Source organism: Providencia rettgeri (assembly GCF_041075285.1).
GTDB classification, from domain to species: Bacteria; Pseudomonadota; Gammaproteobacteria; order Enterobacterales; family Enterobacteriaceae; genus Providencia; species Providencia rettgeri_G.
In genome coordinates, this window is the sequence record NZ_CP163512.1 from 1874486 (window position 1) to 1895144 (window position 20659).

Below are 20659 nucleotides of genomic sequence, written 5' to 3' on the forward strand. Positions count from 1 at the left end.
ATTATCCCGCATAAAAACGAGTGATTAAAACAACTTTTTGGCTAATCGTCAAAATTTATAATGTGCCATTGTCTATAGGATGTATTCTGACTTAGCTTAATTTCCGTTTTATAAATGCCAGATAAATTATTTTCCGTCATCACATCAGTGGGTTTTCCTGAAGCAAATAATTGCCCTTGCTCTAATAGCCAAATTCGCGATGCATTTTTATAGGAATGATCTAGGTCATGCCCACTCATTATAACGGTTCCTAGGCAATCACAAAAATATTTAATCCATTTATCTAACATTGCCTGTTGAACAATATCCAAATTATTCATCGGTTCATCAAATAAAATAATTTTCCCCGTTAAATCGTTTTCACTCCACAGTTGTAAAAATACCGCACAAACCCTTACACGCTGCCATTCTCCCCCAGAAAGTTGGTAAATCCCTTTATGTAAAAGTGCAGACAATTGAAAGTCACGACATAATCGTTCAAAAATATCCGCAGCAACCGCTGATGATGAAAGAAATAGCTCGAAATATTGAAAAACTTTTAAGATCGGGGTATTACTCGCAAGCTGAGCGAAATAAGCCCGCTTTTTAGCTAACTGTGCAATAGAACAATCATCAATATTTTCTCCATTGAAGCAAATTTCGCCTTTAACGGGAAGGTAACCACTTAACGCAGAAAGTAACGTACTTTTACCAGCACCATTAGCCCCTAAAAGATGAATTTGTTCACCCGCATACACTCGCTCAGTAAAATTTATTAGGCGGTTTTCTGCGCTAATATTTTTAATATCAATAATCATCTGAGTATGCATTCGTTTTACCGCCTTTGTTGATGGCGAATAAGTAACAGAATAAATACTGGTGCGCCTAATGTGGCGGTAATAACACCAATCGGGATTTCTGCATTCGCCATTAATAGCCGTGATAATAGATCTGCCAATAATAGACCTAATGCTCCAGCTATAGCGCATGCGGGTATTAACAAACGATTATTGGTTAAACCACTTAACCGCAAAATATGGGGGATCACTAAGCCAATAAAACTGATAGCCCCAGCAATAGCGACACTCAAACCAATTAAGACACCACTAATAATAATCAGAATAATACGCCATTTATGTACTGATATACCTAATTGATAAGCTTGGAGGGCGCCGAGAGACAGGTAATTTAATACGTTTCCTTGGTAAGTCACCCAAACTAAAAAGGGTATACAAACGACGACTAAACTCATTTGTCGCCAATCAACGCCACTAAAGCTCCCCATCATCCAATATAACAATTGGCGCAAATCGAGGTTGCTGCTCATATACACCATCCATGTCATACAAGCGCCACTCAACACACCGAGAGCCACACCAACGAGTAATAAACTGGCATTATTTAGGTTTTTGCGCTTAGCAAAATAGAGTAATAACGATGTAAGTAACAAAGCCCCAATAATCGCACTGGCACTTAATACTCCATAATGTGTAACACCCGATGACATTAACACGGTGAATACTACCGCAACGCCAGCACCATTACTGATCCCTAATAACCCAGGCTCCGCGAGAGGATTTTCAAATAAGGCCTGCATAATCGCCCCGGTTACCGCCAACCCCGCGCCCACCACGATCACTGCAAGCATTCTTGGCAAACGAATTTGCCAGACAAACAGCCGGGCTGCGTCATCCATCCATTGATTAGGCCAGTACCATGTTTCGCCAGCACACAGAGACACTCCCCCAACAATGCAAAGGGAAAAAAGTAAGAAAGCCATCACGCGGATATCAGATTTATTTTGTTGTTTCTGTAGCTGTTTTAATGAAAAGTGCATGGCATTTATAGTGCTTATTAGTCGATGAAAAAACAAGCTCGTTTTCTATAAGAGAGAGCACAAGGAAAATTTTAAACTACTGCCAATTTTTATTCTAACTATATGAAGGTGTTAACATGGCACAAAACCCAATTAACAATCAACCAAAACCACAACTCTCCCCATACAGCACAAATGAGGCTAACCTAGAGGGAAATAAGACTGGCAGCAATTTTAAAGCATTTCTAAAAAAGATAACGCCATCATTTATTAGCTTTTTTTCGTTACTTTTTAGTTGCCAGAACAAACATTCAGCAGGCAAAAAAAAAGCATTTTCTGAAGAAAGCTTTGTTATTATTCCCCCTATAAACAAAACGATACCCACAAGGACAATATCCTTTAGTGATGACAGTGTCGCCAAAATCCCAGCCACCCAAAATGAAATCATTCCGAAAGAAGGCTTAACCGGGAATCCACGCGTTGATGCTGCGCGAAAGGTTGCATTACAAGTCATAGCCCAACATAAAGCGCAACGGGCAGAAAAATTACGAAAAAATGAAGCCGATAAGCTGCAAAAAAACAATGCAGTGCTGATTGATAACTATGATGGCTTATCAAATATGGATAGAGAAAAAAACCATCTGATTAATCGGTTAGGCTGCATTATTTTAACCCATAAAGAATACACGAATAGTATTGGTCCTTTGCGTATTGAAGGCCTGAAGAATGAGGTCAATCAACTACTCGAAAGAATAAATGTTCCTGACTCTGCCCATGATTTTTTATCGCAACTCCATAACGACTCACTACCAACAATAACGAGCGCCTTTAAAAAGATAGCCGCTGATTTATTGAAAAAAAGCAACAATATCGACTTTAAATCCCCCGTTTCATTTAATGACCTACAAGCATGCGCTGATGCTGTAAAAAACAAAGAAGATATTATTCAGCAAATTAAAAGTAATGAGCAATTGAAAAATAAAGCGCCTGCAATTTTAAAAAATACCGACAATAGGATCTGTAAAGCACTCGATAGGTTGGCTCCCCCTCCATTGGCCTTACAGCTTGTTATCCGCTTCTGTGCCCTTATTGCCAATGATGAAGACACGCATCGAATGTCAGTGAAAAATTTAGCCACTATATTCGCACCACATTTAACGGATACTTCCTCACTGAATATATCAACAACAAAAACTCCATTCTCAATCAACGAGGAGGAAGCAACCAACCAGCTAGCTATAAGTTATATTGCTGCATTAATCCATCGAGAAAGAAGCCCATTTCATCACGCTTAACCCTATTTCTTAGTCAAAAACAAAGACCGCCTAAACGGCGGTCTTTTTATACCAAATTCAATTGATATGATTACTCTTTTGGCGTTGCTTTTTCCACACGGCTTTTTAATTTTTGCCCTGGGCGGAAAGTAACAACACGGCGGGCAGTAATTGGAATATCTTCCCCAGTTTTTGGGTTACGTCCGGGACGTTGATTTTTATCACGTAAATCAAAGTTACCGAATCCAGATAATTTTACTTGCTCACCATTTTCTAAGGAAAGGCGAACCTCTTCAAAGAAAGTTTCGACAAGGTCTTTAGCATCACGTTTGCTAACACCCAGTTTTTCAAACAAATTTTCTGACATTTCAGCTTTAGTAAGCGCCATAGGTTTAGTCCCTCAAGGAGGCTTGGAATCGCTGTTTTAACGCAGCAACACACAGATCAACGGTAGCGGTAATCTCTTCTTCTTCCATCGTACGTTGGGTATCTTGGAAGACGAGACTGATAGCAAGGCTCTTATAGCCCTCAGCTATCCCTTCACCACAATACACATCAAACAAGTTTATGCCAACTATATGATTTATGCCAACTTTTTTGCACTCTGCCAAAACTTCTGCAGCGGCTACATTTTCAGGCACGACCACAGCGATGTCACGGCGGTTCGATGGATAGCGTGAAATCGCCTTAGCTTCAGGGATGACACGTTGTGCTATCGCATCACTACGAACCTCAAACACCACCGTACGACCATTTAAATCGAGTTTACGTTCTAATTCTGGATGAACAACACCAATAAAACCTATATGTTCATTTTCCAGATAAATCCCAGCACTTTGACCTGGATGTAATGCAGGATGTGCCTCAGATTTAAATGTAATTTGATTTAGTTTCCCAGTCAATTCAAAAACAGCTTCAAGATCACCTTTTAAATCAAAGAAGTCAACAACTTGTTTATCTAATGACCAATGTTCTTCAAATCTATTGCCCGTGATCACACCTGCGAGCATAGATTCTTGGCGAATTCCATATTCTGCTTGATTATCAGGAATAAAGCGTAGACCTGTTTCAAATAAACGAATTCGGTTCTGTTGACGATTTTGATTGTAAACCACCGTACCCAATAAACCAGTTAGTAGCGATAAACGCATTGCAGACATATCTGCTGAAATTGGGTTTGGTAACAGCAATGCCTCTTGTGCTGGATGCAATAAAGCCTGAATTTTCGGGTCAACAAAGCTATAGGTAATCGCTTCTTGGTAACCACGGTCAACTAACATCGCTTTAACGCGTTTTAGCGGCAAGTGGGCTTCTTTGTGATCCGTCATAACCAGATCAGCACGTAATGGCACATCAGGAATGCTGTTGTAACCATAAATGCGCGCAACTTCTTCAACTAAATCTTCTTCGATTTGCATATCGAATCGCCAGCTTGGTGCGACGACATCCCACGTGTTTTCCGAGGCAGTCACTTTACAGCCTAAACGCGTTAAAATGTCGGTGACTAAATCATCAGCGATCACATGACCAATCAGACGGTCTAATTTATGCCGTGTCAGTTTAATATTCGCCGCTTTTGGTAAATGCGCTTCGCTAGTGACATCGATAATCTCACCCACTTCGCCACCACAAATTTCCACGATCAACGCGGTTGCTCGCTCAATCGCTTTAAATTGCAGTTGAGGATCTACACCACGTTCAAAACGGTGTGATGCATCGGTATGCAGACCATAGTTACGTGCACGCCCCGTAATGGATAACGGATTAAAGAACGCACACTCTAACAGGATATTTTTTGTCTCAGTATTCACACCTGAGTGCTCACCGCCAAAAATACCGGCAATACCGAGTGCTTTTGATTCATCTGCAATCACTAAAGTGTCTGATTTAAGCGTTGCTTCGCTGCCATCTAACAGCACCAGCTTTTCACCTTCTTTTGCCATACGCGCAATAATTGCACCGTCTAAACGGTCTAAATCATACGCATGCTGCGGCTGACCCATTTCCAGTAAAACATAGTTGGTGATATCAACTACCGCATCGATAGAACGGATACCGCCACGGCGCAGTTTTTCTTTCATCCATAATGGTGTTGGTGCTGAAACATCGATATTTTTGATCACACGACCAACAAATCGTGGACACGCTTCTGGCGCTTCAACACGAATTGGGAAAGTGTCTTTTGTGGTTACTGGAACTGCATTAATGACAGGTTCAGTTAGTGCTAATTTATTGATAACCGCAACATCACGTGCAACACCTAAGATACTTAAGCAATCTGCACGATTGGATGTAATGCTGATTTCAATCGCATTATCATCCAATTTTAAATATTCCCGGATATCAGTACCAATAGTTGCATCAAGTGGCAATTCAATAATACCACTGTGGTCATCGGAAATGCCCAGCTCTGAATAGGAGCACAGCATACCTTCGGATGGCTCACCACGTAGTTTAGCGGCTTTAATTTTAAAATCACCCGGTAATACCGCACCTACGGTTGCAACGGCAACTTTGAGGCCTTGACGGCAGTTAGGCGCACCACAAACGATATCAAGTAAACGCTCACCGCCGACATTGACTTTTGTCACGCGCAGTTTGTCAGCATTTGGATGCTGACCACATTCAACCACTTCACCAACAACAACACCGTGAAATTGCCCCGCAACACCTTCGACGCCATCAACTTCAAGGCCTGCCATGGTGATTTGGTCTGATAATGCTTCGCTACTGATCGCCGGGTTCACCCATTCGCGTAACCAGAGTTCACTGAATTTCATGAGATAAACCCGCCTTATTTAAACTGTTTGAGGAAACGAAGGTCGTTTTCGAAGAATGCACGTAGGTCAGAAACACCGTAACGCAACATTGTCAGACGCTCCATGCCCATACCAAATGCAAACCCAGAATAGACTTCAGGATCAATGCCAACATTACGCAATACATTCGGGTGTACCATTCCGCACCCCAATACTTCCAACCATTTACCATTCTTACCCATTACGTCAACTTCTGCTGAAGGCTCAGTGAACGGGAAATAAGACGGACGGAAACGCACTTGAACTTCTTCTTCAAAGAAATTATTCAGAAAATCATGCAATGTGCCTTTTAAGTTGGTAAAGCTAATGTCTTTATCAACAATCAGACCTTCTGTTTGGTGGAACATTGGTGTATGCGTTTGGTCATAGTCGTTACGATAAACGCGACCCGGTGCAATAATGCGAATTGGCGGTTGCTGGCCGTTCATAGTACGGATTTGTACGCCAGAGGTTTGGGTACGCAATAAACGCTTAGCATCAAACCAAAAGGTATCATGATCCGCACGGGCTGGGTGATGAGCTGGAATATTCAGGGCATCAAAGTTATGGTAATCATCTTCAATTTCAGGCCCCGTTTCCACAGAGAAACCTAACTCGCCAAAAAACTCTTCAATTCGCTGAATTGTACGGGTAACGGGATGTAACCCACCATTTTCCATACGACGCCCAGGTAATGACACATCAACTTTTTCAGATGCGAGACGTGCATTAAGGATCTCAGCTTGCATCGCATCTTTACGCGCGTTCAGCGCATCTTGAACCTGTACCTTAGCTTCATTTATCACAGCCCCTGCTGCTGGACGTTCGTCAGCTGGCAGATCACGCAACGTTTTCATCTGGAGTGTGAAATGGCCGCTTTTGCCTAAAAATTCAACACGCACTGACTCCAACGTAGCAACATCTTGGGCCTGTTCAATGGCTGCTTTTGCCTGTGCAACCAACTCAGCGAGATGTGGCATTGTTTCCCCTTTATGACCACTTGGTCTTTTTGCTAGTATTCATTAAATTTATTAAGCCCCCCACTCCATTAAGTATGGATGAGTACTTAACTGATTTTACTGTATTTAATCTTAAACTAAAAACAAAAAAGCCTCCCTAAGGAGGCTTTAGCGTAACTTTTCGTTTCTTCTTTATTTACGCGAAAAAGCCCCCGAACCTCAGGTGCTAAAGTAAAAAAAGAAACGAAAAATAACAGCATACATGTGATAACTTTCCAATAAAGAACATTATTAAATTAGTAACACAAAACACTATAAATGAAAAGAGGAAGTTACCTTCCTCTTTTCAAGCAAACAATTAAGCTAAAGCGCCTTTCGCTTTTTCAACTAAAGCAGTGAATGCTGCTTTATCGAAAACTGCGATGTCTGCTAAGATCTTACGGTCGATTTCAATTGAAGCTTTTTTCAAGCCATTGATGAAACGGCTGTAAGACAGACCGTTCTGACGAGCCGCAGCGTTGATACGCGCGATCCACAGTTGACGGAACTGACGTTTACGTTGACGGCGGTCACGGTAAGCGTATTGACCAGCTTTGATTACCGCTTGAAACGCTACGCGGTAAACACGTGAACGTGCACCATAGTAGCCTTTCGCCTGCTTCAGAATTTTTTTGTGACGTGCACGTGCGATTACACCACGTTTTGCGCGAGCCATAGCTATCTCCTATCGTCTTTTATCTTAATTAACTAAATTGTCTACTTATGCGTAAGGCAGGCAAGCAACTACCAGACCCAGATCGCCTTTAGATACCATTCCTTTCGGACGTAAATGGCGTTTACGCTTAGTTGATTTTTTAGTCAGGATATGACGAAGGTTTGCATGCTTACGCTTAAAGCCACCGCCTGCAGTTTTTTTAAAGCGCTTTGCTGCGCCACGTACAGTTTTAATCTTTGGCATTTCTTTAATTTCCAACTTCGCATTGTGATTAACTACGAATTAACTAGGCGAATAACCTTCATATTGCTATAAATAGCTATTACTTGTAGGCCTAATTATTTCTTCTTCGGTCCTAGCACCATGATCATCTGACGACCTTCAATTTTTGAAGGGAAAGATTCCACAGATGCCAGTTCTTCAAGATCAGCTTTAATGCGGTTAAGCATTTCCAGACCAATCTGTTGGTGAGCCATTTCACGACCACGAAAACGCAGCGTAACTTTAGCTTTATCACCATCTTCCAGAAAGCGTATCAGGTTGCGTAGTTTGACCTGATAGTCACCTTCATCTGTACCAGGGCGGAATTTAATTTCCTTCACCTGAACAACTTTTTGTTTCTTTTTTTGCTCTTTTTGAGATTTACTCTTCTCATAAAGGAATTTGCCGTAATCCATAATACGACAAACTGGCGGTTCAGCATTTGGGCTGATTTCAACCAGGTCTACACCTGCTTCTTCAGCTTTTTCAAGCGCTTCACGCGCGCTCATAATGCCTAGCTGTTCACCGTCTAAACCTGTTAAACGGACCTCAGGAACACGAATTTCATCATTAATACGATTTGCACGTGTTGTTGGGATTCTTTTTCCGCCTTTAATACTTCATTCCTCCAATTGGATAAAGAGATTTGCATATTCTCTCAAGCAAGTACACCCGTTATTTTGTTAAAGATTAACGTGTATACAATATTCTTTGTTTGCCTGCGTTTATAAATAGCCGACAAATGATTCGACCGCGGATTCTAATGCTTCTTGGCCGATTACTCAAGTAAATCTTGAAATAAATCACACTAAAGTAATTGAATACGTGGCTTTTGCCTATGGGTTGTGGTCATAAATAGGGTAAAACCGTGTAGTTTATCCCCAAAGGGCAGTGTCTAGATGTAAACAACATTCATTCACATTGCGTGAAAACATACGTTAAACAGTGCCCAAATGGGCACTGTTTAACGATTACCATACTGGCTTAATTATTTTTTCTTTGGTGCCAATACCATGATCATCTGGCGTCCTTCAATTCTTGAAGGGAAAGACTCCACTGAAGCCAGTTCATCCAGATCAGTTTTAATGCGGTTAAGCACTTCCAGACCAATCTGTTGGTGTGCCATTTCACGACCACGAAAACGCAGCGTAACTTTAGCTTTGTCACCATCTTCCAAAAAGCGAATTAAACTACGCAGTTTAACTTGGTAGTCTCCTTCATCTGTTCCTGGTCGGAATTTAATTTCCTTCACTTGAACAACTTTTTGTTTTTTCTTCTGTTCTTTCTGAGACTTACTCTTCTCATAAAGATATTTACCGTAGTCCATAATACGGCAAACTGGCGGCTCAGCATTTGGGCTGATTTCGACTAAGTCGACACCTGCTTCCTCTGCTTTAAAGAGTGCTTCTCGCACGCTCATGACACCAAGTTGCTCACCGTCTAAACCAGTGACACGGATTTCAGTCGCACGGATCTCTTCGTTAATACGATTTGGACGTGCTGTTGGGAGTTTTTTTCCGCCTTTAATACCTTATTCCTCCATCTGATTGAGTTGACGACTGCGGATCTCTTTTAGCAGTTCAGTGGTGAATTCGTTGACATCAATGCTGCCTAAATCTTTACCACGACGGGTACGTACAGCAACTTTACCTGACTCAACTTCTTTATCACCACAGACTAACATATAAGGGACGCGGCGCAGCGTGTGTTCGCGGATCTTAAAGCCGATTTTCTCGTTACGTAAGTCCGCTTTTGCACGAATGCCAACACTTTGCAGCTTGCTTACCAATTCTTGAACATAGTCGGCTTGGCCGTCAGTAATGTTCATGACAACGACTTGTTGTGGTGCTAACCATGTTGGGAAGAAACCCGCATATTCTTCAGTCAAGATCCCGATGAAGCGTTCTAATGAACCCAACACCGCACGGTGGATCATAACAGGGACGATGCGTTCGTTATTTTCACCCACATAGGAAGCCGTTAAGCGACCCGGTAAGAAAAAGTCTAACTGAACAGTACCGCATTGCCATGCACGGTCAAGGCAGTCATACAGTGTAAACTCAATTTTCGGGCCATAGAATGCGCCTTCACCCGGTTGATATTCAAACTCAATACCTTTTGATTTCAACGCATTCGCTAAATCTTCCTCTGCCTTATCCCACATCTCATCAGTACCGATGCGTTTTTCAGGGCGAGTTGACAGTTTAACAACGATTTTTTCGAAACCGAAAGTCGCGTAAACATCATAAATCATTTCAATACAGCTAGTGACTTCACTTAAGATTTGCTCTTCAGTACAGAAGATATGTGCATCATCCTGAGTAAAGCCACGCACTCGCATTAAGCCGTGCAGTGCACCCGATGGTTCATTCCGGTGACAGCTACCAAATTCGGCCATACGCAGTGGTAGATCACGGTACGATTTCAAACCTTGGTTGAAAATCTGCACATGACCTGGGCAATTCATTGGTTTAACACAATATTCACGATTTTCAGATGATGTTGTGAACATCGCATCTTTGTAGTTTTCCCAGTGACCGGTTTTTTCCCACAGTACACGGTCCATCATAAATGGCCCTTTCACTTCCTGATAATTATATTCTTTCAGTTTTGTACGTACGAAAGTTTCCAGTTCGCGGAAAATTGTCCAACCGTCGTTATGCCAGAATGCCATACCCGGCGCTTCTTCTTGCATATGGTATAAGTCTAATTGCTTACCAATTTTACGGTGGTCACGTTTCGCAGCTTCTTCTAAACGTAATAAATAAGCCGCTAATTGTTTTTTATCAGCCCATGCTGTGCCGTAAATACGTTGCAGCATTTTATTGTCGCTGTTACCGCGCCAGTAGGCACCTGCCACTTTTTGTAATTTAAAGTGGTGGCAAAAACGCATATTCGGAACGTGCGGACCACGGCACATATCCACATATTCTTGGTGATGATATAAACCAGGGCGGTCATCTTGACTAATATTTTGATCCAAGATTTCGACTTTATAGTCTTCGCCACGAGCAACAAATGTTTCACGTGCCTCAGCCCAAGAAACACGCTTTTTCACCACGTCATAATCTGTTTTGGCAAGCTCAAGCATACGCTTTTCAAGCTTTTCCAAGTCTTCCTGCGTCAGCATATGGTCTAAATCGATATCATAGTAAAAACCGTTATCGATAGTAGGACCAATAGCCATTTTAGTGTTTGGCCATAATTGTTTGATGGCATGCCCTAATAAATGGGCACAAGAGTGACGAATAATTTCGAGTCCGTCATCATCTTTACTCGTAATAATGGACAGGTTTGCATCGTGTTCAATCATTTCACATGCATCAACACGTTCACCATTGATACGACCAGCGATACATGCTTTTGCTAAACCCGCGCCAATATCGCGAGCCACGTCCATCACAGAAACAGGATGGTCAAACTGACGCTGACTTCCATCAGGAAGAGTAATAACAGGCATTAAAAAATCCTTATCAGCAGTGGTGACCCACACGCCAGATCACTTGCTTGATTATTCCAAAGTTTATAAATCAATACGTTACGTTTAATTTCTCGCTTCACAATGCGAGGTATGTACACAAGTATGTACACAAACTTCAAAACTACTATGTACATTAAAAGTAACTCAAACGAAATAATAACACAGACTAGATTATTAGCGATAGAAAAGAGGGGATTATCCAGCGCGATTCAGGTACGTCACACGGTTCGTAGTTTTCGAAGTAAACAGGCACACCTTTTTTATCAAAGTGCTTAATGCGCTTGTTCTGGAAACGTTCTGGCATACCTGCGTTCTGTTGGTGGAAAACAAAGACTTCAATATTACCGTCTGGTCTCACCCCGTAATCAATGAGGACCATGTTTTTACCCTTATGATCTTGAGGAATAAATTTCAACTATTCCGTTGATCATACCTATTCTTGAGCCTACCCGTTTAACAGGGTCATAGTTTTTAGAGCGCAAATCACTCCCCACAATGATTTTTTCAATCGTTGCTTTATTGATAACGGCTTCATTGATAAAGGCTTCATTGATAAACACTTGTCCATTTTCAACAAAGAAAACAGGCTCTAACTTGACGCTTGATGGATTGAAAACACCAAAGGTATCAGCGCTATTTTGAATTGTTATATCTTGAGCAACTAAACGACCTGCCTGCCTCACAGGCTTTTTTAAAGTATTCATATGCCAGCGTTTCATTCTCATCAACTCCACGCCCATCATAATACATGACTCCTAGCATTTCTTTTGCGTAATCATCACCTTGTTTATCTGCCTCGGTAAACCAATGAAATGACTTACTATAGTCTTGCTCAACACCTTTCCCACGATAATACATTTCACCAATCATTGTCTGAGCGTCAACATTTCCACTTAAAGCCGCTTTTTCACCCCAATAAAATGCCTTGTTATAATCTGGTTCGCTATAATCTCCCTCATAATATATTGCAGCCAACTCTATTTGAGATTTTGTAATGCCGTTCTCAGCATAAAAGCATAGCAACTTATCGCTTACATCACAGGATACCTCAGACTCGTAACATCCGGATAAAAGTGAAGTCAATATCCCTATCATTAGTACTCTTTTCATCTCACCATCCCATCAATTAGTTTCAGTAATGTTAGCTTAGCGGGAGTGCAAATTGAAGCAAACAAAAAACCTGCTTCGGCAGGTTCATCTTCTTATCTTTCATAATGCTACTTAGTTAGCCCCATCCAAAAACTAGCGAATCTTCGACACTCTTTAGACAATGAACCGCTTTCTTCCTCTTCTGAGCATTTCGCAAGCATGGCACCATCTAAAAACAAAACTGACTGCATTAATTGATTTAGCTCATCCTCACACTCATCTGGCTCTGAGCTTTTTTCACATATTGCATCCCTTCTATCTAGATAATCAGTGTATCTATCTGAGGAAGCAAAAGTAAACGTACTAATTAAAATCAGTGTTATTGCTATAATTCCCTTTTTCATACATCACCATATTTAAGTTAAGTACATAAATACTAGGATATATGCAAATCTTAGGCAATAAAAAACCCACCGGAGTGGGTTGTTAGCCTTTCTTTTCTTTAAAGTAATAACCTATGATAAAACCTAACGATGTGCCGAGGGCGCTTATAATGATTGATAAAACTTTATCTAGCTCAAGCAAAGAAACCTTACTTGCTGCCTCGACCATTCCTTTTTCACTCAATGACTCCATCCATAAAACCGCACAATAATTATAAAAAAGAACAAAGATACAGCCACCCGCAATTGAAAGAAAAAACCTCGGATAAAAAATGTCGTTAGCTTCCCTCTGGCTTCATTATCTGCTCTAGACATTTCTTTTTGTTGGTCTGCATCCATCTCAGCAAAGTTTGATTCCTTTACATGAATCAATCTATCAAACCCGTCAAGAGCTTTATTAACAGAATCAGTCATCCACCATCCCTCAACTCTTGCCGATTTTCTTCAATGCTTGTCCATAATCTTTTAGTAATGAATCAGCATATTCATTAGAGTGAACAGTTGCCTCCATAACTTTCTCAGCAAATTGATTGATTTTTTCTATAAGCACTCGATCTTCTTCAGTGCCAAGCTGCTTTAGTCTTTGCTCAATCTCTGACATTAGCCTTAACGCTGATGTAGATACATCGTATAAGTCTTTATATAAAACGTCACCTTTTGACCTGTACCGAACTAAGTCTTCAAGTATTTCTTTTTTACTAGCCAGATGTACTTTCCAGAACATCCAAATTGTAATTAATGGAAAAAATATAACATGTAAAAAAAATTTACCCAGATCTTTTATCTGCGACTTTATAACGTTGGGACATGAAACAGCCATAAATCCTTCTACTTCAATTTCCCACAGCGCAACTTATAGCGAACCCTGCCCATGTGGTAGCAGAGTTCGTTACGGGTTGGTGTAATAATTTTGAGAATACATCTCATTAATATCAATTTATAGCCAACGCCGTGTTTGTTTGCGATAGCGTTCCCACTCTTCACTGAATGTTACCGCTAAAAAGCGCTCTTCTTGTGGAATGGTATACAGATCAGTCATCAGCCAAAAAACTAACCCTGACACTAAAAAGTAAGGTGAATGTGTAAAAAAAGCGAATGCTAGGCTCATGGAAGTAAATGCTAAATACATCGGGTTTCGAGATAGCCGATAAGGCCCATTAGTGACAAGGGAAGTTGCTCGAACGTTTGGATTTGGTGAGGTCTTATGTTTATAAAAATAAAATAAACTAGCGGCAATCCAACTAACACTTTCGAGGGCAACTAAAATGCCAAGAAGCCCCATCCACCCCGAAAACTGCCATATAAAAGCATCGTGTTTGAATAGAAAATAAACGGCCAGACTATTAGCAACTAGCCAGTTTAATAATGGATATTTTAAAATTCTCATTATGCTACCTTAAACTCAAAATGAGGTTAATTAGCATATCATAAAACAATACAGGAACTTGATACTATGTATGAAAGGTGAATTAACAGCTTCAATAATTAATTACTGTGCCCTAAAGAGAATACACTTTTTAAACCTTCTAATTTGCTGTACTCCTGCTGGCACACCAAATTACGGACATCTGAAGGCATTGAATCCACCCTAGCTTGTATATTAGCTAATTGCTCATCTAGGCTATTCATTCCTTTTATATCCACAATGTCCTGATTTACTTTTAAATAATCTGCAAAACTTTTTAGATTGTTTTCTAAGCTATCGCAAACATTGTTACTGACAAGCCCTTGGGGTAATACCGTACTTAGTGATTCAGGGAGCAGTTGTGCCAAACTAGGGTAAATACTTTGTTTCCATTGCATAGGAAAAACAATCAGCATTATCGCGATAGCTAAAATAAATAACATTGATGCCCCAGCAAACGTCGCTATCAGCTTTTTCATACCCAATCCTACGATTCAAAATCACCTGAGCATAGGATATACAACTGTGCGTAAAGCAATTTTTAAAATTAAAAATACTTTGTAAAGAAAACTCTAGCGATTTTCGGCTATTTAAAGAAACTTCACTTTCAGGTTTATTTAAACCATTTAAGCGAGCCGCTTATAAAATTTGGCAAAAATAGATACTTTTTTCTAGATGCGTCACAGCCAAAATGAGATGATTAATTCCACTTAACCTATTATTTTTCTCCCTTACTATGTCAAAAAATACCTTTTAATGAATTTACATAAGTTATCAGTAAATCACATTACAAAGAATATAATTTAGAACATATCAACATTAGACAACCAGTTAATAGATGCCCTTAACCTTTTTATACCCCTTATAAGAAGGTTTTTTTTGCCTATCAAAATTGCATACTTTTAGCGCAAGAACCTATCCATCTGTAATTAAAGCATTAATATGGGTTATTCACAAACGAACAGGGCAGTTATCCACAGTTAATGTGAACAACTCTATCTTTTCAGTAATGAATTATAGTGTGCACTTCCCGCTCATATTTATCGCATTAACTCCTATTGAATAATAAAACATTAACCTAATTAAACATGCTAAAATACAGAACAATAACAATTTTCGTTATTATTTAAGATAGGGAAACTTACTTACATTTATAGGAGCTTGGATTTAACTACTATGACAAATTTCCTAGAACTGTTTCAAGCCGTTGGTATTGGTCTTGTTTTGCTCCTCCCTCTTGCTAATCCCTTAACAGCAATTGCAGTCATGCTGAGCATTTCAGCAAATATGACTAAAGAGCAGCGCAATCATCAAGCCTTTCTCGCCTCGATTTATGTTTTCGCCATAATGACTATTGCGTTTTATGCGGGACAGCTCGTGATGAACACATTTGGCATATCAATACCCGGTTTACGTATCGCGGGTGGGTTAATTGTTGCTTTTATTGGTTTTGGCATGCTATTTCCAAATCATGACCCATCGGATGACGCACCAACAACGCCATTAGATGACCCGAATGTTTCCAAAAAACGCCAAGGATCACCCAATATCGCCTTTGTTCCCTTAGCGATGCCAAGCACTGCGGGACCTGGGACAATTGCGATGATTATCAGTTCAACAGCATCTTTGCAAGGTAATGTGACGTTCGCTCCATGGGTGCTCAATGTCGCCCCTATCATTACTTTTTTATTGGCAAGCATGATTGTCTGGGTTGGGTTACGAGGTGCCACTTCCATTATGAGATGGTTAGGAAATAGTGGTATTGATGCAATTGCTCGCGTGATGGGTTTCTTATTAATTTGTATGGGAGTGCAGTTTGTCATCAACGGGATCGTTGAAATTATTGCGCAACTCCCACATTTGTTAATGGAGCATCAATAAGACATCGCTAAGGCATTGTAGGCATTTTTGACTTTCCACAAGTAACGTGGCGCTTGTGGTGCTGGGTGTTTAGCTTGTACATGTTGATAAAACTCTTCAGGTGACAAGTTATTGATCATCGCTATTGCCTTACCTTTATCATTATCAAAAGTCCTTAGCAATGCCCCTGCACCATTCACATATGCAACCACAGTTGCATAATACATTGTTTGGGGATGGGTGATCCCTGCAAGGTGTTGATCACGCAAAATCCGAATGTAGGCCGTACCAATATCAATATTTTTTTGCGGATCTTTTAAATCACTGGAACTGGGTTCCCCTGATTTACCTTGGAAACGATAAGCATCGCGCCCTGCTGTCGACGCTTTAATTTGCATCAAACCAATGGCATTCGATTTGCTCACCACTTCAGGCCTAAAATTAGACTCAACTTCAATAATTGCCCTAATAAGGGTTTCATCAACACTGTAGCGCGCAGCAGAGTCACGAATAAACTCATCAAAAGGTGTGCGTGGAAACGTGGTATTTTGTGCTATCGCTGGTAAAGTATTTCCATTATCTAACATCCGCGTTTTTGTTGTTTGCCTATCTGGCTCACTGGAGCAACCGGCAAGTAACAGTAGCACAAAAGCACCGCTGATTATTTTTTTCACTATTGTATCCTCTGCTATCAAAGCCTCTGGGAGAATAACTAATCCTAAGAAAAATAAAATAATTTTTACTTAACTTTTACTTCAGGACATGTTTTAGTCTACAAATTAATAATGAGTAATAAAAAATCATAGTCGCTATACCTACAATTCCCCACTTTTTATAATTTTTTCATAAACGATATTGATAATCATTATCGTTTGAGATATAAAGTGAAGTTGTAATAAACCTTAACAACCATACAGTTAAAAATGCTAAGCCAAAAAATGTCAGGGTCAACTTTTATGAAGAAAAATTTATTTCGATTATCTGCACCTCTACTTACCACAGCATTTGCATTAGTTGCAATGCTGTTTATTAGCCAACCGGCGTTCGCTAAAAAGTTTAAAGTGGTCACAACATTTACCATTATTCAAGATATTGCTCAAAATGTAGCCGGAGATGCGGCAATTGTCGAGTCAATTACCAAACCAGGGGCTGAAATTCACGGATATCAACCCACGCCGAAAGATATTATGAAGGCTTATGATGCCGATTTAATCCTATGGAATGGTATGAATTTAGAAGTTTGGTTCCAACGTTTCTTTGAAAACTTTAAAAATGTCCCTGCGGTCGTTGTTACCGAAGGCATTGAGCCGATGCCAATTCGCGAAGGGGAATATAAAGATAACCCAAATCCGCATGCATGGATGTCACCTGCCAATGCCAAAATTTATATTGAAAATATTCGTCAAGCATTAGTTAAATATGATCCGGAAAATGCAGAAATCTATAATACCAATGCCAAAAATTACACACAGCAAATTGAAGACCTTGATGCTCCGCTGCGTGAACGTTTAAACCGTATTCCAGAAAATGAGCGCTGGTTGGTGTCCAGTGAGGGGGCTTTTAGCTACCTGACGAAAGATTATGGCTTTAAAGAAGTCTACTTATGGCCAATCAATGCGGAAGAGCAAGGTTCCCCACAGCAAGTCAAAAAAGTGATTGATACTGTGCGCCAACATAATATCCCTGTGGTCTTTAGTGAAAGCACCATTTCGGATAAGCCTGCTCGTCAAGTCAGTAAAGAAACGGGGGCTAAATATGGTGGGGTTTTATATGTGGATTCACTGTCCACCGCAGATGGTCCCGTACCGACTTATATCGACCTGTTAAAAACGACTGTAGACACGATAGCGAAAGGATTTTCACAGTAATATGAATCACTCTAATCAGTTTAAGCACCCAAATTTGGTCGTTGATAATGCAACTGTAACTTACAACAACGGTCATACCGCAATTTATGATGCTAGTTTTACTATTACCGGAGGGTCTATTTGTGCTCTCGTGGGTGTGAATGGAAGTGGTAAATCGACACTCTTTAAGACCATTATGGGGTTAGTCACCCCATCAGCAGGAAGTGTCACACTAAATGCTCAACCTATTAAGGCCGCCTTAAAAGAGAACGTTATCGCCTATGTTCCTCAAACAGAGGAAGTTGACTGGAACTTCCCTGTTTTGGTATCCGATGTTGTCATGATGGGACGTTATGGAAAAATGGGTTTTTTCCGTATTCCTAAAAAAGAGGACAAAGACGCGGTAAAAATGGCACTCAAGCGTGTAGATCTTGCAGGTCTTGAACACCGGCAAATCGGTGAGCTTTCTGGTGGCCAGAAAAAACGGGTGTTTTTAGCACGCGCCCTTGCCCAACAAGGCAGAGTTTTACTTTTAGATGAGCCTTTTACGGGCGTTGACGTGAAAACAGAGAATGCCATCATTGACCTACTTCGCAGCTTGCGTGATGAAGGTCATCTCATTTTGGTTTCCACCCATAACTTAGGAAGCGTTCCTGAGTTTTGCGACCACGTTATTTTGATTAACCGTACCGTATTAGCCAGTGGACCAACTGAAACGACTTTTACACAAAAAAATCTTCAGAAAGCCTTTGGGGGTGTTTTGCGCCACATTAATCTGTCAGGGCAAGAACTGCATGACGATGATGATCCACGTTCCATTACGGTGATTACTGATGATGAAAGAGCTGCCGTTTTCTATGGTCATGACCACGATGCACCAGTGAGAAAAAATCAGCCTAAGGGTGAAGAATGATTGATTTGTTATTAGAGCCCTTTAAATACGATTTTATGATAAAAGCCATTTGGGTGAGCGCCATTGTCGGTGCTGTCTGTGCGTTTTTATCGGCGTATTTAATGTTAAAAGGCTGGTCATTAATGGGGGACGCCCTTTCCCACTCCGTCGTACCTGGCGTCGCTGGGGCTTATGCTTTGGGGTTACCTTATGCTGCGGGGGCTTTTTTTACCGGGATCCTCGCTGCATTTGCCATGACATTAATAAAACATTTAACTCGCCTGCGTGAAGATGCCGTTATTGGCTTTATCTTTTCCACTTTCTTTGCTGCGGGCCTATTAATTGTTTCACTAAATCCCACTTCCGTGAATGTACAAAGTATTATCTTCGGTAATATTTTAGGTATTGCGGATGCGGATGTCCTTCAAGTCGAAATTATTATCGGTGTGACATTTATCGTTTTATTATGCTTATGGAAAGATCTATTAGCGGTCTTTTTCGATGAGAGCCACGCGCGGTCAATTGGTTTGAATCCATTACGCTTAAAAATCATTTTCTTTACGTTATTAAGCGCATGTACCGTTGCAGCATTGCAAACTGTTGGTGCGATTTTAGTTATTGCAATGGTCGTGACGCCTGGCGCCACCGCATATTTATTGACCGACCAATTTAAGCGATTATTAGTCATCTCTGTTAGCATTGGTACGGTGACTAGCGCTGTTGGGGCCTATATCAGCTACTACCTAAATGGTGCAACGGGTGGACTGATCGTGACGTTACAGACCATTATTTTCTTATTGGCTTTCTTCTTTGCACCGAAACACGGTTTTTTTGCCTCACGCCGTAAAGGCAAAAAAGACGTTGCTCAGTTGCAGCAGTCACACCAACAAGGAGCATCCCATGAGTGATTTCATTGACTTATTGATGGCTCCCTTTGCGTTTCCTTTTATGCAAAAGGCACTGATCACCGCCATCGTAACGGGTACTGTATGCGCGATTTTGTCTTGTTTTTTGGTTCTAAAAGGTTGGTCCCTCATGGGGGATGCGATTTCCCATGCAGTCTTACCGGGGATCATTATTGCCTCATTACTTGGTATTCCTTTAGCGATTGGCGCATTCGCATCAGGGCTATTTTGTGCTGTCGCTACGGGGTATCTCAAAGAAAATAGCCGGATAAAAGAAGATACCGTCATGGGGATTGTATTTTCAGGGATGTTTGCTATCGGTTTAGTCATGTTTGCCAAAATCGATACAGAGCAACATCTCACACACATTTTATTTGGCGATATTTTAGGGATCACCGACAACGAGTTTAAGCAAATTTTGCTGTTCGCGGGGATCACTATTGCGATTATTTTACTGAAGCGAAAAGACTTTATGTTGTATTGCTTCGACCCAAATCAAGCACGTGTAATTGGTTTACCCGTTAAGTTACTTCACTATGGGCTGCTGTCACTACTGGCTTTAACCATTGTGGCATCATTACAAGCCGTTGGGATCATACTTGTCATTGCCATGCTAATTTCACCAGGGATTATTGCGTTTGTTCTCTGTCGTAGTTTTGGCAAAATGCTCTTGGTTGCCATTATTGCATCGGTCACCTCAAGTGTGATTGGTACCATTCTTAGCTTTCACATTAATGCAACTACAGGGCCAACCATCGTTGTCACTCAAGCTGTTTATTTTGTTATTGCGTTAATCTATAGCAAGTGGGTGTTGGCGCGCAAACGGAACCAGATTAATCCACAAAGTATGCATACCGCTTAATAAACTAGCCGCATTTTTATCAAAAAAGCTGAATTAACTCATGGTTAATCCAGCTTTTTATTTACAGCTAATT

Annotated in this window: 27 protein-coding genes and 1 other annotated feature; of the genes, 6 read left to right on the top strand and 21 right to left on the bottom strand. The window is 40.7% G+C overall.

Going from position 1 to position 20659, the window contains the following annotated elements; translation table 11 throughout:
* Positions 1-41 precede the first annotated feature (41 nt).
* Both btuD and btuC read right to left on the bottom strand, forming a co-directional pair.
* Positions 42-809, bottom strand: a complete 768-nt coding sequence (gene btuD, locus AB6N04_RS08510) for a vitamin B12 ABC transporter ATP-binding protein BtuD (RefSeq protein WP_369311449.1) — start codon at positions 807-809, stop codon at positions 42-44.
* Positions 810-814: 5 nt separating this feature from the next.
* A complete protein-coding gene (gene btuC / locus AB6N04_RS08515; protein WP_369311450.1) occupies positions 815-1816 on the bottom strand; it encodes a vitamin B12 ABC transporter permease BtuC in 1002 nt (333 codons plus the stop codon).
* Between the two features lie 116 nt (positions 1817-1932).
* Here btuC and AB6N04_RS08520 point away from each other — a divergent pair, with 116 nt between their 5' ends.
* Positions 1933-3090 (top strand): hypothetical protein, encoded by a 1158-nt coding sequence (locus tag AB6N04_RS08520; protein ID WP_369311451.1) that lies wholly within the window; start codon positions 1933-1935, stop codon positions 3088-3090.
* 70 nt (positions 3091-3160) lie between these two features.
* Here AB6N04_RS08520 and ihfA read toward each other — a convergent pair whose 3' ends face one another.
* The 18 genes from ihfA to AB6N04_RS08610 all read right to left on the bottom strand — a co-directional run bounded on the left by ihfA (position 3161) and on the right by AB6N04_RS08610 (position 14699).
* The gene (gene ihfA / locus AB6N04_RS08525) at positions 3161-3457 is read right to left on the bottom strand and encodes an integration host factor subunit alpha (RefSeq protein WP_004263721.1); all 297 of its coding nucleotides are present in this window, start codon (positions 3455-3457) and stop codon (positions 3161-3163) included.
* A gap of 4 nt (positions 3458-3461) precedes the next feature.
* On the bottom strand, positions 3462-5849 hold the full coding sequence (gene pheT, locus AB6N04_RS08530; protein WP_369311452.1) for a phenylalanine--tRNA ligase subunit beta: 2388 nt from the start codon (positions 5847-5849) through the stop codon (positions 3462-3464).
* Positions 5850-5863: 14 nt separating this feature from the next.
* Complete coding sequence (gene pheS, locus AB6N04_RS08535; protein ID WP_048606990.1) at positions 5864-6847, bottom strand: phenylalanine--tRNA ligase subunit alpha; 984 nt, start codon at positions 6845-6847, stop codon at positions 5864-5866.
* A gap of 121 nt (positions 6848-6968) precedes the next feature.
* Positions 6969-7096: a sequence feature (Phe leader region), on the bottom strand.
* Entirely contained in the window at positions 7046-7090 is a 45-nt protein-coding gene (pheM, locus tag AB6N04_RS08540) for a pheST operon leader peptide PheM (RefSeq protein ID WP_369312047.1), read from the bottom strand. It overlaps the preceding feature by 45 nt.
* Before the next feature lie 88 nt (positions 7097-7184).
* The gene (gene rplT / locus AB6N04_RS08545; protein WP_004263714.1) at positions 7185-7541 is read right to left on the bottom strand and encodes a 50S ribosomal protein L20; all 357 of its coding nucleotides are present in this window, start codon (positions 7539-7541) and stop codon (positions 7185-7187) included.
* A 45-nt stretch (positions 7542-7586) separates the two neighbouring features.
* Complete coding sequence (gene rpmI, locus AB6N04_RS08550) at positions 7587-7784, bottom strand: 50S ribosomal protein L35 (RefSeq protein WP_004263702.1); 198 nt, start codon at positions 7782-7784, stop codon at positions 7587-7589.
* 95 nt (positions 7785-7879) lie between these two features.
* Positions 7880-8419 (bottom strand): translation initiation factor IF-3, encoded by a 540-nt coding sequence (infC, locus tag AB6N04_RS08555; protein ID WP_369312049.1) that lies wholly within the window; start codon positions 8417-8419, stop codon positions 7880-7882.
* A 371-nt stretch (positions 8420-8790) separates the two neighbouring features.
* Positions 8791-9330 (bottom strand): translation initiation factor IF-3, encoded by a 540-nt coding sequence (gene infC, locus AB6N04_RS08560; protein WP_206084385.1) that lies wholly within the window; start codon positions 9328-9330, stop codon positions 8791-8793.
* A gap of 3 nt (positions 9331-9333) precedes the next feature.
* Positions 9334-11262 (bottom strand): threonine--tRNA ligase, encoded by a 1929-nt coding sequence (thrS, locus tag AB6N04_RS08565; protein ID WP_369311453.1) that lies wholly within the window; start codon positions 11260-11262, stop codon positions 9334-9336.
* A gap of 187 nt (positions 11263-11449) precedes the next feature.
* Positions 11450-11662, bottom strand: a complete 213-nt coding sequence (locus tag AB6N04_RS08570) for a hypothetical protein (protein ID WP_369311454.1) — start codon at positions 11660-11662, stop codon at positions 11450-11452.
* Between the two features lie 10 nt (positions 11663-11672).
* Positions 11673-11987 carry a DUF1983 domain-containing protein gene (locus AB6N04_RS08575; protein ID WP_369311455.1) on the bottom strand — a complete coding sequence of 105 codons (315 nt, stop codon included), beginning with the start codon at positions 11985-11987 and terminating at the stop codon, positions 11673-11675.
* Positions 11917-12393: a tetratricopeptide repeat protein gene (locus AB6N04_RS08580; RefSeq protein ID WP_369311456.1), complete on the bottom strand. Its 477-nt coding sequence runs from the start codon at positions 12391-12393 to the stop codon at positions 11917-11919. Before AB6N04_RS08580 ends, AB6N04_RS08575 begins: the two co-directional genes overlap by 71 nt.
* 107 nt (positions 12394-12500) lie before the next feature.
* A complete protein-coding gene (locus AB6N04_RS08585) occupies positions 12501-12776 on the bottom strand; it encodes a hypothetical protein (protein ID WP_369311457.1) in 276 nt (91 codons plus the stop codon).
* 82 nt (positions 12777-12858) lie between these two features.
* On the bottom strand, positions 12859-13008 hold the full coding sequence (locus AB6N04_RS08590; protein WP_369311458.1) for a hypothetical protein: 150 nt from the start codon (positions 13006-13008) through the stop codon (positions 12859-12861).
* Positions 12996-13229, bottom strand: a complete 234-nt coding sequence (locus AB6N04_RS08595) for a hypothetical protein (protein ID WP_369311459.1) — start codon at positions 13227-13229, stop codon at positions 12996-12998. The genes AB6N04_RS08590 and AB6N04_RS08595 overlap by 13 nt, the downstream gene beginning before the upstream one ends.
* 10 nt (positions 13230-13239) lie before the next feature.
* Positions 13240-13635, bottom strand: a complete 396-nt coding sequence (locus AB6N04_RS08600) for a hypothetical protein (protein ID WP_369311460.1) — start codon at positions 13633-13635, stop codon at positions 13240-13242.
* A 117-nt stretch (positions 13636-13752) separates the two neighbouring features.
* The gene (locus AB6N04_RS08605; protein ID WP_369311461.1) at positions 13753-14202 is read right to left on the bottom strand and encodes an isoprenylcysteine carboxylmethyltransferase family protein; all 450 of its coding nucleotides are present in this window, start codon (positions 14200-14202) and stop codon (positions 13753-13755) included.
* A 98-nt stretch (positions 14203-14300) separates the two neighbouring features.
* Positions 14301-14699 carry a hypothetical protein gene (locus AB6N04_RS08610; protein WP_369311462.1) on the bottom strand — a complete coding sequence of 133 codons (399 nt, stop codon included), beginning with the start codon at positions 14697-14699 and terminating at the stop codon, positions 14301-14303.
* Between the two features lie 697 nt (positions 14700-15396).
* Between AB6N04_RS08610 and AB6N04_RS08615 the strand changes: the two genes are divergently transcribed.
* Positions 15397-16101: a MarC family NAAT transporter gene (locus tag AB6N04_RS08615; protein ID WP_369311463.1), complete on the top strand. Its 705-nt coding sequence runs from the start codon at positions 15397-15399 to the stop codon at positions 16099-16101.
* On the opposite strand, the gene AB6N04_RS08620 is transcribed toward AB6N04_RS08615, so the two are convergent.
* A complete protein-coding gene (locus AB6N04_RS08620; protein WP_369311464.1) occupies positions 16095-16754 on the bottom strand; it encodes a transglycosylase SLT domain-containing protein in 660 nt (219 codons plus the stop codon). The genes AB6N04_RS08615 and AB6N04_RS08620 overlap by 7 nt on opposite strands.
* A gap of 282 nt (positions 16755-17036) precedes the next feature.
* Between AB6N04_RS08620 and AB6N04_RS08625 the strand changes: the two genes are divergently transcribed.
* From AB6N04_RS08625 to AB6N04_RS08640, 4 genes are read left to right on the top strand one after another with little or no spacing between them, the layout of a single operon-like run.
* On the top strand, positions 17037-17948 hold the full coding sequence (locus AB6N04_RS08625; RefSeq protein ID WP_369311465.1) for a metal ABC transporter substrate-binding protein: 912 nt from the start codon (positions 17037-17039) through the stop codon (positions 17946-17948).
* Between the two features lies 1 nt (position 17949).
* The gene (locus AB6N04_RS08630) at positions 17950-18840 is read left to right on the top strand and encodes a manganese/iron ABC transporter ATP-binding protein (RefSeq protein WP_369311466.1); all 891 of its coding nucleotides are present in this window, start codon (positions 17950-17952) and stop codon (positions 18838-18840) included.
* Positions 18837-19727, top strand: coding sequence for a metal ABC transporter permease (locus AB6N04_RS08635; RefSeq protein WP_369311467.1), 891 nt, complete (start codon positions 18837-18839; stop codon positions 19725-19727). Before AB6N04_RS08630 ends, AB6N04_RS08635 begins: the two co-directional genes overlap by 4 nt.
* Positions 19720-20586: a metal ABC transporter permease gene (locus AB6N04_RS08640; RefSeq protein WP_369311468.1), complete on the top strand. Its 867-nt coding sequence runs from the start codon at positions 19720-19722 to the stop codon at positions 20584-20586. The genes AB6N04_RS08635 and AB6N04_RS08640 overlap by 8 nt, the downstream gene beginning before the upstream one ends.
* Positions 20587-20659: the final 73 nt, after the last annotated feature.